The sequence below is a fragment of the Parasphingopyxis marina genome (assembly GCF_014237875.1).
GTDB classification, from domain to species: Bacteria; Pseudomonadota; Alphaproteobacteria; order Sphingomonadales; family Sphingomonadaceae; genus Parasphingopyxis; species Parasphingopyxis marina.
Genome location: NZ_JACJVJ010000002.1, coordinates 768,033 through 782,315, shown reverse-complemented (window position 1 = coordinate 782,315; position 14,283 = coordinate 768,033). Strand labels below are relative to the sequence as shown.

Annotated in this window: 16 protein-coding genes; 10 read left to right on the top strand and 6 right to left on the bottom strand. The window is 65.5% G+C overall.

Translation table 11 applies throughout. The features are described from left to right. Positions 1 to 64: 64 nt before the first annotated feature. Positions 65 to 340: a hypothetical protein gene (locus tag H6P80_RS12580; RefSeq protein WP_185801708.1), complete on the bottom strand. Its 276-nt coding sequence runs from the start codon at positions 338 to 340 to the stop codon at positions 65 to 67. Between the two features lie 114 nt (positions 341 to 454). Between H6P80_RS12580 and H6P80_RS12575 the strand changes: the two genes are divergently transcribed. The 4 genes from H6P80_RS12575 to H6P80_RS12560 all read left to right on the top strand — a co-directional run bounded on the left by H6P80_RS12575 (position 455) and on the right by H6P80_RS12560 (position 3,981). Continuing rightward, positions 455 to 1,366, top strand: a complete 912-nt coding sequence (locus tag H6P80_RS12575) for a LysR substrate-binding domain-containing protein (protein WP_185801707.1) — start codon at positions 455 to 457, stop codon at positions 1,364 to 1,366. A 131-nt stretch (positions 1,367 to 1,497) separates the two neighbouring features. Further along, positions 1,498 to 1,944 (top strand): hypothetical protein, encoded by a 447-nt coding sequence (locus H6P80_RS12570; protein ID WP_185801706.1) that lies wholly within the window; start codon positions 1,498 to 1,500, stop codon positions 1,942 to 1,944. Positions 1,945 to 1,954: 10 nt separating this feature from the next. Beyond that, complete coding sequence (locus H6P80_RS12565; RefSeq protein ID WP_185801705.1) at positions 1,955 to 2,716, top strand: crotonase/enoyl-CoA hydratase family protein; 762 nt, start codon at positions 1,955 to 1,957, stop codon at positions 2,714 to 2,716. 2 nt (positions 2,717 to 2,718) lie between these two features. After that, positions 2,719 to 3,981 (top strand): MFS transporter, encoded by a 1,263-nt coding sequence (locus tag H6P80_RS12560; protein WP_185801704.1) that lies wholly within the window; start codon positions 2,719 to 2,721, stop codon positions 3,979 to 3,981. Between the two features lie 19 nt (positions 3,982 to 4,000). Here the strand turns inward: H6P80_RS12560 and H6P80_RS12555 are convergent, their stop codons facing one another. Next, complete coding sequence (locus H6P80_RS12555; RefSeq protein WP_185801703.1) at positions 4,001 to 4,909, bottom strand: DUF4349 domain-containing protein; 909 nt, start codon at positions 4,907 to 4,909, stop codon at positions 4,001 to 4,003. 354 nt (positions 4,910 to 5,263) lie between these two features. On the opposite strand from H6P80_RS12555, the gene H6P80_RS12550 reads away from it, so the two are divergent. The 4 genes from H6P80_RS12550 (at position 5,264) to H6P80_RS12535 (ending at position 10,108) form a co-directional block, all read left to right on the top strand. Next, positions 5,264 to 6,169 carry a hypothetical protein gene (locus H6P80_RS12550; RefSeq protein ID WP_185801702.1) on the top strand — a complete coding sequence of 302 codons (906 nt, stop codon included), beginning with the start codon at positions 5,264 to 5,266 and terminating at the stop codon, positions 6,167 to 6,169. 75 nt (positions 6,170 to 6,244) lie between these two features. Next, positions 6,245 to 7,222, top strand: a complete 978-nt coding sequence (locus H6P80_RS12545) for a calcium/sodium antiporter (protein ID WP_185801701.1) — start codon at positions 6,245 to 6,247, stop codon at positions 7,220 to 7,222. A 61-nt stretch (positions 7,223 to 7,283) separates the two neighbouring features. Continuing rightward, a complete protein-coding gene (gene parC, locus H6P80_RS12540) occupies positions 7,284 to 9,539 on the top strand; it encodes a DNA topoisomerase IV subunit A (RefSeq protein ID WP_185801700.1) in 2,256 nt (751 codons plus the stop codon). 107 nt (positions 9,540 to 9,646) lie between these two features. Further along, complete coding sequence (locus H6P80_RS12535; protein WP_185801699.1) at positions 9,647 to 10,108, top strand: hypothetical protein; 462 nt, start codon at positions 9,647 to 9,649, stop codon at positions 10,106 to 10,108. Between the two features lie 33 nt (positions 10,109 to 10,141). On the opposite strand, the gene H6P80_RS12530 is transcribed toward H6P80_RS12535, so the two are convergent. The 4 genes from H6P80_RS12530 to H6P80_RS12515 are packed head-to-tail and all read right to left on the bottom strand — an operon-like array spanning position 10,142 to position 13,078. After that, positions 10,142 to 11,350 carry a CCA tRNA nucleotidyltransferase gene (locus tag H6P80_RS12530; RefSeq protein WP_185801698.1) on the bottom strand — a complete coding sequence of 403 codons (1,209 nt, stop codon included), beginning with the start codon at positions 11,348 to 11,350 and terminating at the stop codon, positions 10,142 to 10,144. Continuing rightward, complete coding sequence (locus H6P80_RS12525) at positions 11,347 to 11,970, bottom strand: CoA pyrophosphatase (RefSeq protein WP_185801697.1); 624 nt, start codon at positions 11,968 to 11,970, stop codon at positions 11,347 to 11,349. Before H6P80_RS12525 ends, H6P80_RS12530 begins: the two co-directional genes overlap by 4 nt. After that, complete coding sequence (locus H6P80_RS12520) at positions 11,967 to 12,530, bottom strand: DUF1285 domain-containing protein (protein WP_185801696.1); 564 nt, start codon at positions 12,528 to 12,530, stop codon at positions 11,967 to 11,969. Before H6P80_RS12520 ends, H6P80_RS12525 begins: the two co-directional genes overlap by 4 nt. Next, positions 12,527 to 13,078, bottom strand: a complete 552-nt coding sequence (locus H6P80_RS12515; RefSeq protein ID WP_235973880.1) for a GNAT family N-acetyltransferase — start codon at positions 13,076 to 13,078, stop codon at positions 12,527 to 12,529. The genes H6P80_RS12520 and H6P80_RS12515 overlap by 4 nt, the downstream gene beginning before the upstream one ends. A gap of 59 nt (positions 13,079 to 13,137) precedes the next feature. On the opposite strand from H6P80_RS12515, the gene H6P80_RS12510 reads away from it, so the two are divergent. Further along, positions 13,138 to 13,533, top strand: coding sequence for a dihydroneopterin aldolase (locus tag H6P80_RS12510; protein WP_185801695.1), 396 nt, complete (start codon positions 13,138 to 13,140; stop codon positions 13,531 to 13,533). After that, complete coding sequence (locus H6P80_RS12505) at positions 13,530 to 14,276, top strand: SDR family oxidoreductase (RefSeq protein WP_185801694.1); 747 nt, start codon at positions 13,530 to 13,532, stop codon at positions 14,274 to 14,276. Before H6P80_RS12510 ends, H6P80_RS12505 begins: the two co-directional genes overlap by 4 nt. Positions 14,277 to 14,283: the final 7 nt, after the last annotated feature.

Genomic DNA, 14,283 nt, shown 5'->3' with positions numbered 1-14,283 from the left:
TAGCCCCTCCGGAGCGGGAGGGAGGCTCCGAAGGGGCTATGCGTGCGCCGCGACAGGGTTCGGGTCAGACAGCCTGCAGAGTGTCGGCGCTCGTCTCGGCGTTAAACCCGTCGACGGGGGCTGCGGTGTCGATCGGGCCGATCGTGCCGAGAATGGTGAGGCCGCTGACGCTCAGCGCAGCCAGTGCAGCCAGAAATTGAAGGCGGATGTTGGGCAGTTGGGTCATGGTCGTGCTCCTAAACATATGGTTGTTTTTCAGCCGCCGGATCGCGTCGGTAACGGAGCGGGTGAAAACGCTGTGATGATCGGCCCACAAACGGGCATCGAATTCGTCGCGCATCGCCTCTTCTCCTTCGGCGTTCCGGCTGCTGTGTGAGGCCCAAATAATCCGGCGCATGCCAAACGGCCAACTAAACGCTCGACACAATACATAAGGAGAGCTTATGAAATCGACATGCGAAGATTGCCGCCCCTTGCCGCCGTCCGGGTGTTCGAAGCCGCCGCTCGCCACGAAAATTTCACCAGTGCAGCCGAGGAACTGGGGATGAGTCAGGCCGCCGTAAGCTATCAGGTGAGAGCATTGGAAGAGGCGCTCGGCCTGCCTCTGTTCCTACGCGAAAGGGGCCGGGTGGTACTCACCGAAACCGGCAGCCAGCTTGCCGGTCAGGTAACCGCCGCCTTCGATACGCTGGACGATGCTTTTGGGCGGATCAGGGACGATGACGCCGCAACCTTGCGGATCAGCGCCTATACGAGCTTCGCCAACCGCTGGCTCGCGACCCGGATCGGCAGTTTCCAGCTCCAGCATCCCGATCTCGCCGTGCGGCTCGACGCCGACAACCGGCTGACCGATTTCGCGCGCGACGATGTCGATGTCGCCATTCGGGTCGGTCTCGGCGGGGCGCCCGGCATGCACGAACGCTTCCTGATGCGGGTTCTCTATGCGCCGATGGCCAGCCCGGCCTTTATCGAGGAATATGGTCCGTTCGACACGCCGGAACGGATCGCGGGCTCGCGCCTCCTGAACCCCGACGATCGCTGGTGGCGCCGCTGGTTCGCCGAACAGGGGGTGACCGACCCGGTGATTCCGCCTGTCGGCGTACGGCTCGATTCGCAGACGGCCGAAGGGCTCGCCGCGATTGCGGGGCAGGGCATCGCGATGCTCGACCCGGTATTCTGGGAGGAGGAATTGCGCGATGGGCGGCTGATCAGGCTCGGCGACACGATCGCCAGCCGGCTGAGCATCTGGCTCGTCTGCCCGGAGCACAAACGCAACCTCCCCAGGATCAAGGCCTTTCGCGACTGGATTGGCGACGAAGTGGCGCGCCACCCCATCGCCGGCGCGCTGTTGCCGCCGCCGGCTTAATCGCCGGGAGCGAAAGAGCGGCTTGCCTATTGTCCTTGCGGCTGCTGTGTTCGGGTGCGCCGCCAAGGGCCGGACGTCCTCGCCATGCACGAGTCGACGGTAGGGGAGGCCGCGACAAGGGAGGAAAGCCGATGGATTTCAGCCGGATCGACGACATTGTCGATGCTCTTTACAAGGCGATCTCGGGGCCGCCGGGCGGGCAGGACTGGGATCTAGAACGCCAGCTCTATCACCCCGATGCCCGGCTCGTGCGGACGCGCGTTGCCGATGATGGATCGCCGATCGCCTTCTCCTTCGACGTCGAAGGTTTCATCGAGGCGACGGCGCCGATGCTGGCGGACCGGGAATTTCACGAGATCGAGACGCGCCGGAGAAGCTTCCGCTTCGGCAATGTCGCGCAGCTGTTCAGCGAGTATGAAGCACGCGATGCCGCCGAGGATGGCGCGTTGCTGTTTCGCGGCATGAACATGATCCACCTGTTCTGGGATGGCGCGCGCTGGTGGATCATGCATATCATCTGGGACAATGAGCGCGACGGCGTCACCCTGCCGGATGCCGGCTGGTACGACCAGGCCTAGGAGAGAGCGGATGACCGTTGGGTTCGAGACGCACGGCGCGGTGTTGGTCGTCAGCATCGAGCATCCCGAACGCCGCAACGCGGTCGATTCCGCGACCGCCGCGCTGCTCTACGACGCGTTCCAGCGGTTCGAGGCGGACGCAGCGCTGCACGTCGCGATCCTGACGGGCAGCGGGGGTCATTTTTGCGCAGGCGCCGATCTCAAGGCGCTTTCCGAAGGCGACAGGCGGCCGATCAGCGATAGCGGGCGCGGCCCGATGGGGCCGGCGCGGATGCGGCTTTCGAAGCCGGTAATCGCCGCGATCGAAGGCTATGCCGTGGCCGGGGGCATGGAACTGGCGCTGTGGTGCGACCTGCGCGTGATGGCACGCAGCGCGAAGATGGGCGTCTTCTGCCGCCGTTTCGGCGTGCCGCTGGTCGATATGGGCGCAATCCGCTTGCCGCGCCTCATCGGTCAGTCGCGGGCCACCGACCTTATTCTCACCGGCCGGGAAGTCGATGCCGAGGAGGCATTGGCCATCGGCCTGGCCAATCGCGTGGCCGGGGAAGGGGAGGCGCTCGAAGCCGCGCTTGCCCTCGCACAGGATATTGCCGCCTTTCCGCAGCTTTGCCTGCGCAACGACCGCGCCGTGATGCTCGATCAATGGGCGCTTTCGGAAGAGGATGCGATCCGGCTGGAGGCCCGGCTCGGCCGCGAGACGGTGAGTTCGGGCGAAACCCTGTCCGGCGCGGCCGCCTTTGCTGGCGGCAAGGGCCGACACGGGGCGTTTTGAGCATGGCCGAAAGCGCAGCGGCGGCAGATCCGCAAACCTCGCCCGCCGGATCGCGCCTCGCCGAAACGGGGATATTGCTGATCCTCGCCTTCGCCAACGGCGCGCTGGCGCTGGACCGGCTCGCGGTCAATTTTCTCTCGCCCTATATCGTCGCCGAACTCTCGCTCAGCAATGCGCAACTCGGCCTGCTCGCCTCGGCCATGTCCTTCACCATTTCCGGATCGGGCCTGCTGCTCTCGGCGATTGCCGACCGTACGGGCAAGCGCCGCCAGATACTGATCGCGGCGCTCGTCCTGTTTTCGCTCTTCTCCGCCTCGGCAGGTCTCGCGACGGGGTTCGCGATGCTGGTCGCCGCGCGGCTGGCGCTCGGCGCGGCGGAAGGGCCGGTGCTGCCGCTGACCCAGGCCTTCATGGCGGTCAACTCCCACCCGGCCCGGCGCGGCTTCAACATGGGCGCGATGCAGATCGGCGGGGCTTTCCTGATCGGCGCGGTGATCGGGCCCGTGCTCGCCGTCGCCATCGCCGAGCCCTATGGCTGGCGCACGGCCTTTTTCGCCTCGGCGATCCCGGGATTATGTTCGGCGCTGCTGATCGCGCTGTTCGTGCGAAACCCGGTAAGGGCGGTAGAGACGCCCGTTCCCGAAGCCGATAGCGTTCCGCAATCGCCTCCCATCGGCGCGAGCCTTGCCGAGCTGATGCGCAACCGCAACGTGATGATTTCAGCGTTCATCGCAGGAATCTTTACCGCCTGGCTGACGATCCAGAACGTCTTCATGCCGGTCACCATGATCCGGGAGAATGGCTTTACGACGACCGAGATGGGCATGGTGCTTGGCGTCGCCGGTTTCGGCGGGTTGGCGGGCGGCATCATCGTGCCGGCGCTGTCCGACCGGTTCGGGCGCAAGCCGATGGTGATATTGTCCGGGCTGGTCTGCGTTCTTGCGCCGGTCGCGATGCTGACGATCACCGGCTCTCCCGCGCTCCTCGCCATCGCGATGGCGCTCGGCTGGCTGACGGTAGGCTGTGCACCCCTCGTCATCGCTGTCATTCCCGGCGAAAGCGCGAGCGAGGGCAGCTTTACGACCGCGGTCGCCGTCGGCCTGCTCTCTGCCGAACTGATCGGCGGCGTCCTCACGCCGCCGCTTGCCGGCCTCGCGGCGGACGCATGGGGCCTTCAGGCACCGTTCCTGATCGCGATCGTGCTGGCGCTGATTGTCGCTGCGGCAGGTTTGTTGCTCGAAGAAACGGCGCCGCGGGCGCGCTGACCCGCGGCGCCGATATCGCCTATTTCTCTTCGGTATCGGCGCGCTTGAACAGGTTCGGCCAGACCCGGCGGACGATCAGCCAGACGATGAACGCCGCAAAGGCCCAGGGCAGCAACAGGCCGAAAGCGATGATGAAGACGGCGATCGAGCCGAAGAACAGCGTGCCGCTCTCGCGGAAGGCGTCGCGCATCGGCGTCCGGCTGTCGAAACCCGGAACGATATCGCCCGACCCGTATTGAAAGACCATCGGCGTCGTCGCGAGCGATTCCTCGCTGGCCTCGACCCGGTCTTCGTTGGAACGGCGCGACTGGGTCATCCGCTCCAGCTGCTGGGTCAGCTGGACGCGCTCGCCTTCGGACAGGCCCGGTGTGGCGAGCCGCGCCTCGAGCTGGCGGATATCCTCCTGGATGCGGGCGCGTTCGCGCTCGGCGCGGGCAATATTGGCGCCTTCGTCGATCCCGGAAATTTCGGCATCGACGATCATCCCCTCGGCTTCGGCGACGACCGCGCCGGCATCGCGGCCGAAGGCGCGGGCGATGGCCGGATCCAGCCGGAATTCGAGACTGGCCGAAACATCGCTCTCATTGACAAGGCGATAGCGCATGCCGGTGATCCGGCAGCGGTCCAGCCCCAGTTCCTCGCAAGCCGCGGCATGGCGTTCCTGCACGGACGCGATTTCGTTGTTGGGCAGGCGGAAGGCGTAGCGATAGTTGAAAGCGACTCCGGGGGCGGCGGTCGGCGCGATGCCGGGCGCGCCATCTGCTCGGCTCGCCGCCATTTCCTCAGGCGCCGATTCTGCCATGGGCGCTTCGCTCTCATAGGCTGCGTCGGCATAGTCGGCTTCGTCGTATCGGTCGGCTTCGCCGCAGGACGCGAGGACCGTCCCGGTCAGGGCTAGGGCGGTGGTCGTTTTCAGAAAGCTACGCATCTGGCACTCCTCCATCAGTGGAAGGGCGAGTGTTATATTGTCTCAATTGCGATGAAAAGAGTGTTTTTATCGACGAGTTGTTCATCCTGCGTGCAGCGGCGCGCCCTATAACGGCTTTCGTTCGGCGGTCGCGCGAACATGGGGAGTGCGTGAAGCACGGGTCGCGTTAACAGGGGGAATTGGGATTCTCCCGAACTTATGAGGACCCGAACGATGTTTCCGACTGGACGAGATTTTTCCATTCCCGCTGCCGGCTTGTTGTTGGCGGCGGCCATTTTGGGCGCGGCGCCGGCGGCGGCGCAGACTGCTGACGAGGGGCCCGCCGCCTGGCACTGGACCCAGAGCGGCGCCGGAGTGGATGGCGCACCCCTTGCCGAAAGCGCGATGCTTTGCGTCTCGCCCGGCCAATCTCGCATAATCGCCTTCGACAGCTTCGCCCAGGACAGCATGACATCGGTCGCGATTGCCGAAGATGGCGAGACGGCCGCGCGCCGTTTCCGCGTCGGCCCGGTCGACGCCGGAGCCAGCCAGCGCCACTATCCGCTTACCGATGCCGAAACCGGCGCCGATGCGGGTAGCGTGCATATGGTTGCGCCCGGCGCCTATGGCGATCCCGGTGCTATATATATGCCCGCGCTCAGCAGCGTGACGATCGGTGGCGAGCGAACCGACTGCCTGTTCGATCCGGGCATGCGCTATATGGGATATTCGCGGGACAGCATCGTCACGGTGGTGGAAGCCGAAGAGGGCGGCCTGGTCTTGAGCCGCTGGCGCATGGGCGAAGCGCAGCCCGAAACCCGCCGCACGGGCGGACGCTGGACCGATGACGGGCGGGATCTGACGGTGTTCCTCTTCCCGGCAGAGGACGCGATCTATTCGCTGGCGGGCACGCGCGGGCCGTTGCTGGAATATCCGGCATGGTGGGCGAGCACAGGCTTCATGCGGGTCGCGACCGATCACCCGCTCGGCTATTTCCTTGCCGATATGCGCCGGGCCGGAACCCCCGACGAACGGCTGCCCTATGCGCTGGCGCTCCATTTCGAGCGGCTCGATATCTGCCGGCATCTTGCCGGCGAATGGGGCGGCGGCGCGGAGCGCAACGCGCAGGTCACGGAAAGCTGGGCGCGTAACGGTTGCGCGGACCTGCCTGCCAACCAGCGGCACTTTTTGGCGGCCTTTCGCGGCGACCGCGCAGTTCGCGATGCGCTGCGATTGTTCGATCTGAGCGACCTGTTCGACGCCGATTGGCCGCACCGATAATCGCGGCGGAGTGTAAGGCTCTCGGGCTTCGCTCCCGCCATTTTCCTGGCGGGCATATTCGTCCATAGCGCGGGAATGCTCTTCAGCCTGATCGTTCTCGTCGCCGGCTTTGCGATCCTAGTGGTCGGCGGAGAACTGCTTGTGCGCGGCGCTGTGCAGCTGGCCGCGCGGGCGCGGGTATCGCCGCTGCTGGTCGGTATCGTCATCATCGGTTTCGGCACCTCGATGCCCGAACTGGTGACGAGCGTGCGCGCCGCAATCGCCGGTGCGCCGGGCATCGCCTGGGGCAATGTCGTCGGCTCGAATCTCATCAATACCTTGGCGATATTGGGCGTCGCGGCACTGATCGGCCCCTTCGCGGTTGCCGGCAAGGGCGTTTGGCGGGATGGCGTGATGGCGCTGGGCGCGACCGCGCTGCTTTATGCGCTGGCGCAATTCGGATCGGTGGGGCGCTGGGCGGGCGCCGCCTTGCTGGCGCTGCTCGTCGGCTATCTGCTGCTCGCCTATTTCCAGGAACGGGGCCATCCGGAAACCAACAGCGCCGCGCTCGACAAGGCCGCTGCACATGAGGAGCTGGAGGACTTCGATGGCGAGGTTCGTACGCCCTGGCCCGTCGCCCTCCTGATGGTTCTGGCCGGGCTGGCTTTGCTCATTATCGGTGGCGGGATGCTCGTCCATGGATCGGTGGCGCTGGCGCGGGTTGCCGGAATCAGCGAGACCGTAATCGGCCTGACGATCGTGGCGTTCGGCACGTCGGCGCCCGAGCTCGTCACCGCCGCCGTCGCCGCCTGGCGCCGCCATGGCGCGCTTGCCTTCGGCAATGTGATCGGATCGAACCTCTACAATATTCTCGGCATCGGCGGCTTCACGGCGATCGTCGCGCCCCATTCGGTGCCGGCCGAGCTCTTGCCGGTCGAGTTTCCCGTGCTGCTCGCCAGCGCCTTCGCGGTTCTCGTGATTGCCGCCTGGCGCGGCCGCTTCGGCCGGCTCGCGGGGGCGATCCTGCTCGGCGGCTATCTGGCGCACCTCCTTTTTCTGCTCTTTGCCGCCTGAACGCGACGCAGCTGTGGAAATCGCCCTCCCGCTGCTCCCGCCGCGCTGCTAATCGCGAGCCATGTCCACCGACACGCTTGAGCCCGAAGACCCGCGCATCGTCGACGCGCCTTTCGACGAGGCGATCTCCGAACGCTATCTCGTCTATGCGCTATCGACGATCACCGCGCGTTCGCTGCCCGACGTTCGCGACGGGTTGAAGCCGGTCCATCGCCGCCTGCTCTGGGCGATGCGGCTGCTGAAGCTCGATCCGGCGCAGGGCTACAAGAAATGCGCGCGCGTGGTCGGCGACGTCATCGGCAAATATCACCCGCATGGCGATCAGAGCGTTTACGACGCGATGGTCCGCCTCGCGCAGACCTTTTCGCTCCGTTATCCGCTGGTCGACGGGCAGGGCAATTTCGGCAATGTCGATGGCGATAACGCGGCCGCCATGCGCTACACCGAAGCGCGGCTGACCCAAGCTGCGATCGACCTGATGGACGGTCTCAACGAAGGCACCGTCGATTTCCGCCCCACCTATAATGGCGAGGACGAGGAACCCGAAATCTTCCCGGGCCTGTTCCCCAACCTGCTCGCCAACGGCGCCAGCGGCATCGCCGTCGGCATGGCAACCTCGGTTCCGCCCCACAATGTTGCCGAGATCATCGAGGCGGCGACCTTCCTGATCGACAACCCCAAGGCCGAAGAGGGCGAACTGATGCAGTTCGTCCAGGGGCCCGACTTTCCGACCGGCGGGATATTGGTCGATCCGCGCGACGCCATCGCCGAAGCCTATCGCACGGGCAAGGGCAGCTTCCGCGTCCGCGCGCGCTGGCATCAGGAGGATCTCGGCCGCGGCACATGGGAAGCGGTGATCACCGAAATCCCGTTTCAGGTGCCGAAGTCCAAGCTGATCGAGGCGATCGCCAACCTGATCGCCGACAAGAAGCTGCCGATCCTCGCCGACGTCCGCGACGAGAGCGATGAGGAAATCCGCATCGTTCTCGAACCGCGCAGCCGCACGGTGGAACCCGATGTACTGATGGATTCGCTGTTCCGGCTCACCGATCTCGAAACGCGGGTCAGCCTCAACCTCAACGTCCTCGACGCCAATCGCACGCCGCGGGTGATGAGCCTGAAGGACGTGCTCAGGGAATGGCTCGACCACCAGTTCATCGTGCTCGTGCGGCGTTCCGAATATCGGCTGGGCAAGATCGACGACCGGGTCGAGCTGCTCGACGGCTATATCATCGCCTATCTCAACCTCGACCGGATCATCGAGATCATCCGCACCGAGGACGAGCCCAAGGCCGTGATGATGGAGGAGTTCAAGCTCAACGACCGTCAGGCCGAGGCGATCCTCAACATGCGGCTGCGCAATTTGCGCAAGCTGGAAGAGATGGAGCTGCGGCAGGAGCGCGAGGATCTGCTCAAGGAACGCGACGAGCTCGACAAATTGATCAAGTCGAAAGACCGCCAGAAGACGCGGATGAAGAAGGATCTGGGGGCGCTCGGCAAACGCTATGGGCCCGACACCGATCTCGGCCGCCGCCGTACCAGCCTTGAGGAAGCCGCGCCGGCAAGGGAAATTCCCCTGGAAGCGATGATCGAGCGCGAGCCGATCACCATCGTCATGTCGGAGCGCGGCTGGATTCGCGCGATGAAAGGCCATGTCGACGGCGAGGGGCTCGCCAAGCTCAAATATAAGGAAGGCGACGGCCCACGTTTCGCTTTCCCGGCGCAGACGACCGACAAGATCCTGCTCGCCGCGGATAATGGTCGCGTCTACACGCTCTCCGGCGACAAGCTGCCCGGCGCGCGCGGTTTCGGCGAACCCGTGCGATCGATGGTCGATATCGAGGACGGCGCGGAAATAGCCGGGCTCCTGCCGGTCGTTCCCGATGGCCGCATCCTGTTCGCCAGTTCGGCGGGCAAGGGCTTTATAGCGCAGGCCGGCGAGATCGTCGCCGAGACGCGCAAGGGCCGGCAAGTCGTGAATGTGAAGGCGGGGGCAAAGCTTCGCGTCGTCCGGCCGATGCCGGAAGGCGCGGATCATGTCGCGGTGATCGGCGAGAACCGCAAGCTGCTGATCTTTGCACTCGAAACGCTTCCCGAAATGGCGCGCGGGCAGGGGATCACCCTCCAGAAATACAAGGATGGCGGCCTTTCGGACGCGTGCGCGTTCAAGCTTGAAGAAGGCCTCAGCTGGGCGATGGGCGGCGATACCGGCCGAACGCGGACCGAAACCGAGCTCGACGACTGGCTCGGCAATCGAGGCACGGCGGGCCGAATGCCGCCAAGGGGCTTCCCGCAGGATAATCGCTTTTCCGATTGATCCGCCGATATTCCGCCAAGGGGCGAAATCGGGATAGATGTTAAGACTTAGAGGCCCAGTCATGACGGTGGCACATCCAGCGGGTTGCGCCCGACGGAGACAATGCAATGGCCGAGACGATCCTGAAAGCCCTACCGACACAACCGCCTGTTGCGGCCGACTGGAGCAGCGGTGAGCTGGTCGACGGGAAAACCGCGCAGATCGAATGCCCGATGTGCGCCGAAACCATATCCATACGCGCGAAACGATGCCGGCATTGCGGCGAGCTTCTCAATGCGGATCATCGCGAAGCCGATGTGGCAGAGCGTCTCCTGGCGCGCGAAGATGCAGCCAATCGGGCTGCCGGCATAATGACGGAAGAGGGGACGTCGATCCTGACGCGGCCCTTTAGTCCCGTCACCGACATTGCGCTGGGCGTCCTGACCCTGGGCCTGTGGGCGCTGATCAGGATTGTCGCGATCAAGCGCCGGAAGCAGGCGGTGACCGTCGATCCCGCCACATTGGCCGAAGGTGCTGAGCCCGTGGAAGTGGTACATGTGACCGAAGAAACGACGGGCAGCGCCGCCTAGCCTCTCTGCGCCAAGGAATTTCCGCCCGCCCGCCTAATATGTTTTCTCGATATGAGCCCGGGCGATCTCGCGCGCGCGCGCTTTGTCCGGAAAGCCCTCGGCGATCCAGCTTTTCTCGATTTCGCGCAACGCGTTCGACACTATGGGTCCGGCGGGCAGCCCCATTTCGATGAGTTCGCCGCCCTTCAGCGGAAAGCGCGGTGGCGGATCGGTGGCGAGGCATTCGAGCGCAGCCGCAACGTCGCCATCGCTTGCATCGCCGATCAGCAACCGGTCGGCGGCGCTTTCCATGCCCAGCCGATAAGCGAGCGCGCGGGGATGTTCGGCGTCGCCGGTCTCACGCGCGGCGGCGGTCGCCAGCCGGGTTCGCTGGGCGCGCGAAAGCTTGAGCCGCGCGGCGACGGCGCGCGCGATGTCGGCGTCGGCGGGAAGCAGCGCGGCCAGGCGGCGCACCGCATCGGGGCCGTATCCAAGAGTAGCCACGCGCGTGACAAGCCGGTCGAACACGGCCCAGCCCTCCAGCGTGATCTCCGGCAGCACGGGCGAGAAAATCCCGCGTTCGATCATCAGCCGGGTCGTGGCCCGGGGATCCGGGAGGGCGAGCGTTTTGAGCAATTCGTCGGCAATCCGTTCGCGCGAAAGCGCCATCAGGTCGTTGGCGCGCGCCACGGCGGCTTCCAGCCCCTCCGCATCGGGCTCGCCCTGGCCGAAGCGGGCATGAAAGCGGAAAAAGCGCAGGATACGGAGATGGTCCTCGGCAATCCGTTCCAGCGGATCGCCGATAAAGCGCACGCGGCGCGCCTCGAGATCGGCAAGACCGCCAAAAAAATCGACTATCTCGCCGCTTACCGGATCGGCGGACAGGGCGTTGATCGTGAAATCCCGCCGGGCGGCGTCTTCCTGCCAGTCGCTGGTGTATTCGATCTCCGCGTGGCGGCCGTCGGTGGCGACGTCGCGGCGCAGCGTCGTGATCTCGATCGGCCGGCCCTCGCCGATCACCGCAGTAACGGTGCCGTGTTTCAGGCCGGTGGGCACCGCCTTGATACCTACGTCTTCGAGACGCAGCATCACGGCTTCGGGCGTCAGCCGCGTCGCGAAATCGACATCGTAGACCGGTAGCTGCATCAGCGTGTCGCGCACCGCGCCGCCAACGAAGCGGGTCTCGCCGTCCCGCGCACCGAGCACGGTGAGCAGTTCCGCCATGCCGGGCCAGCCCTGCCAGTCGGCGCGGGGCAGCTTCATCGGTCCAGCTCCAGCCGGCCAAGGTCGAACCGTTGCGCGAGATTGACGATTATCGCCGCGGTTGCCCCCCAGATGCGTTGCTCCTCCCAGTACATTTCGAAGAAGTGGCGCATCCGGCCCTGCCATTCGAGCGATTTCTCCGAATAGTTGGCCGGGGTGAACAGGACGTCGAACGGCACTTCGAAGATCGCGGCGACTTCCGCTTCGTGCGGGGCGAGGGGGAGATCGGGCGGGATGACGCCGATGACCGGCGTGATGTGGAAGCCGGTGCCGGTGCGGTAGAGATCGGTGGTGCCGACGATTTCGACGTGCCGGGGTTTCAGGCCGATTTCCTCCTCGGCCTCGCGCAGCGCCGTGCTGACCGGGCCGTCGTCGTCGGGATCGACCTTGCCGCCTGGAAAGGCGACCTGCCCGGCATGGCTCGACATATCCGCGTTGCGCCGCGTGAGGAGCACAGTGGGCTCCGGCCGGGCGATGACCGGGATCAGGACGGCGGCATCGACGCCGGGCTCTTCGGCGGGAAATTCGGTGTCGCGCATGTCGCTATAATAGATGGTCGTCTCATGCTCGCGGTGGCGCGACCGTTCCAGCGACACGCGCAATTGTTCGGCGAGGGTCATTGTTCGGGATCGAGCGCGAAAAAGGCGCCGTCGCTCCAAAGGCCGAGCGGGCTATTGTCTTCGGCGAGCGCGAGATCGGCCAGTTCGTAATAAACGGCGCGACCGACCAACGCATCCAGCCCGCCGCGAACATGGAGATAGGGAAGGGGGCCCTCGCGGCTCTCCTTCAGCGCGAGGGGATGATCGGGTCCGGCGACGACAAGGTCCCCGGTGTTGAGGCGGAAGGCGAGGGTGCGGGCTTCGCCTTCGGCCTCGCTCTTCATCTCGACCGCGACGAAGGGCGCGTCCTCGACCTCGATCGCCAGCTTTTCGGCCGGCGTAACGAGCACGTAGCCGCCATCGGATTCCCGCCGTAGGATCGTCGAGAACAGCCGGACCAGCGCCTCGCGCTCGATACGGTCGCCCTCATGATACCAGCTGCCGTCGCGCGCGATGCGGATATCGATTTCCCCCCCGCGCGCCGGATGCCAGCTATCGACTGGCGGAAGTTTGCGCGCTTCGGCCAGCGCGGCGATTTCGGCCAGCGAATGGGGGCTCAGCGAAGCAAGCGGTGCGGTCATGCCTGCAGACTAGGCATTCCCTCGCGGGAGCGCAAAGCATCCGGACCGAGCGTGCCGGTGGCCGGCCAAGCGCTGCCGGGAATGGCGCGCAGCAATATGCGATGGGGCTCGACCGGGCCGGGCAATGTCCAGCCGCTCGCCGGCCCGGAGAGAAAACCGAACGGATCGTAATAATCGGCATCGCCGATCAGCATCGCGGAAAGCCCGGCAAGGTCGAGCCGCTGGGCAACGACGCGCAGCATGTGGCGGCCGACACCCTGGCTCTGCCGGTCCGGGCTGACGGCGACGGGGCCGATCATGGCGAGGGGCAGGGTTTCCCCATCCTCGGCGGCAAGCTGTACCGGCCAGCTCTGGAGCGATCCCGCAAGAAAGCCGTCGTCAAGCGCGACAAAGGACAGCTCCTCCAGCGGGGCCGTCCCGGCACGCACCTTATAGGCGGTACGCCCGTGCCGGTCCGCGCCGAAGGCGGCGTCGAGCAGCGCCTCGATCGCGTCGGGCGTCGTCGCCGAATGGGGATGGAGCTCTATCATGCCTGTTCGTGTTGCCATTTACGTAAGAGCCGGCGGCGATTAGCGCTTCGCGGGCAAAAGGAAAGCGCGAATCACCCATGGAAATCGAAAACATAGGCCCGGATAGCGATTTGCTGCGGCTCCACGTCCGCAACGTCGAGGTCATGGTGCTCACCGGCATCTATTCCGAAGAAACAAAACTGCCGCAGCCGCTGCGCATTTCCGTTGCCATAGACATGGCCGCCCCCGATCGCTTCGATCCCGATACGCCGCTTTCGGCCTCCAAAAACTATATGGACCTCAAACACGCGATGACCGAGGGCCTACCCAAGGACCGGCATTTCTCGCTGATCGAGGCTGTTGCCGATCATATCGCCGAAACGATGTTCCTGCAGGACAAGCGCGTGCTGCGCGTCGCAATCGACATCGTAAAGCTGGCGATTTCCGAAAATGGCGAAGAGATCGGCATCACCATGGTGCGGAACCGCCCGTGAAGCTGGCCGTCGTCACCGGAGGATGCCGCCGCCTGGGTGCGGCCATCGCCGCGCGGTTGGCGGCGGAGGGCTATGCGCTCGCGCTGCATGCGTCGCGCCGGGCCGAACCCGAACTTCGGCTGCTCGAGGCGATCGACGAGGCCGGGGTCCAGTGGAAGGGTTTCGTCGCCGATCTTTCCGATCCCGTGCAGGTCGAAAACCTGTTGCCGGGAATTGCCGACGCGTTCGGCAAGACGCCGGACCTCCTGGTCAACAGCGCCGCGCGCTTCGGCGAGGATCGGCCGGAAACGACGACGATGGATGCGCTGCTCGATCACTTCGCCGTGAACTGCGCGGCGCCGGCGGTCCTCTGCAAGGCGTTCGCGGCGCAGCGTCGCAAACCGCCCGGCGCGATCATCAATGTCCTCGATCAGCGGATCGCCCATCCACATGGCGACCAGTTCAGCTACACCCTCTCCAAGATGGCGCTGTCCGCGATGACCGATATTCTTGCACGCGAACTTGCGCCGGCGGTGCGCGTCAATGCGGTTGCGCCGGGCCTGACCTTACCGACACCCGATTACGGCACCGAGGTCCTGGAGCGGGCGGAGCAGGCGATGCCGCTGGGGCGGCTGCCCGCTCCGGCGCAGGTCGCCGATGCGGCCGCCTGGCTGGCGCAGGCCGAAGCGGTGACCGGGCAGACGATTTTCGTTGACGGCGGCGCGCATGTAAAAGCCTTTGCGCGCGACTTCATCAATATGTGACGCCCCG

Bases quoted from the DNA above. Each gene is read 5' to 3' on its own strand.
- H6P80_RS12575 (WP_185801707.1), top strand. From the start codon at position 455: ATGCGAAGATTGCCGCCCCTTGCCGCCGTCCGGGTGTTCGAAGCCGCC.
- H6P80_RS12580 (WP_185801708.1), bottom strand. From the start codon at position 340: ATGCGCGACGAATTCGATGCCCGTTTGTGGGCCGATCATCACAGCGTT.
- parC (WP_185801700.1), top strand. From the start codon at position 7,284: ATGTCCACCGACACGCTTGAGCCCGAAGACCCGCGCATCGTCGACGCG.
- H6P80_RS12560 (WP_185801704.1), top strand. From the start codon at position 2,719: ATGGCCGAAAGCGCAGCGGCGGCAGATCCGCAAACCTCGCCCGCCGGA.
- H6P80_RS12525 (WP_185801697.1), bottom strand. From the start codon at position 11,970: ATGACCCTCGCCGAACAATTGCGCGTGTCGCTGGAACGGTCGCGCCAC.
- H6P80_RS12545 (WP_185801701.1), top strand. From the start codon at position 6,245: ATGCTCTTCAGCCTGATCGTTCTCGTCGCCGGCTTTGCGATCCTAGTG.
- H6P80_RS12565 (WP_185801705.1), top strand. From the start codon at position 1,955: ATGACCGTTGGGTTCGAGACGCACGGCGCGGTGTTGGTCGTCAGCATC.
- H6P80_RS12555 (WP_185801703.1), bottom strand. From the start codon at position 4,909: ATGCGTAGCTTTCTGAAAACGACCACCGCCCTAGCCCTGACCGGGACG.
- H6P80_RS12530 (WP_185801698.1), bottom strand. From the start codon at position 11,350: ATGAAGCTGCCCCGCGCCGACTGGCAGGGCTGGCCCGGCATGGCGGAA.
- H6P80_RS12535 (WP_185801699.1), top strand. From the start codon at position 9,647: ATGGCCGAGACGATCCTGAAAGCCCTACCGACACAACCGCCTGTTGCG.
- H6P80_RS12515 (WP_235973880.1), bottom strand. From the start codon at position 13,078: ATGGCAACACGAACAGGCATGATAGAGCTCCATCCCCATTCGGCGACG.
- H6P80_RS12510 (WP_185801695.1), top strand. From the start codon at position 13,138: ATGGAAATCGAAAACATAGGCCCGGATAGCGATTTGCTGCGGCTCCAC.
- H6P80_RS12520 (WP_185801696.1), bottom strand. From the start codon at position 12,530: ATGACCGCACCGCTTGCTTCGCTGAGCCCCCATTCGCTGGCCGAAATC.
- H6P80_RS12570 (WP_185801706.1), top strand. From the start codon at position 1,498: ATGGATTTCAGCCGGATCGACGACATTGTCGATGCTCTTTACAAGGCG.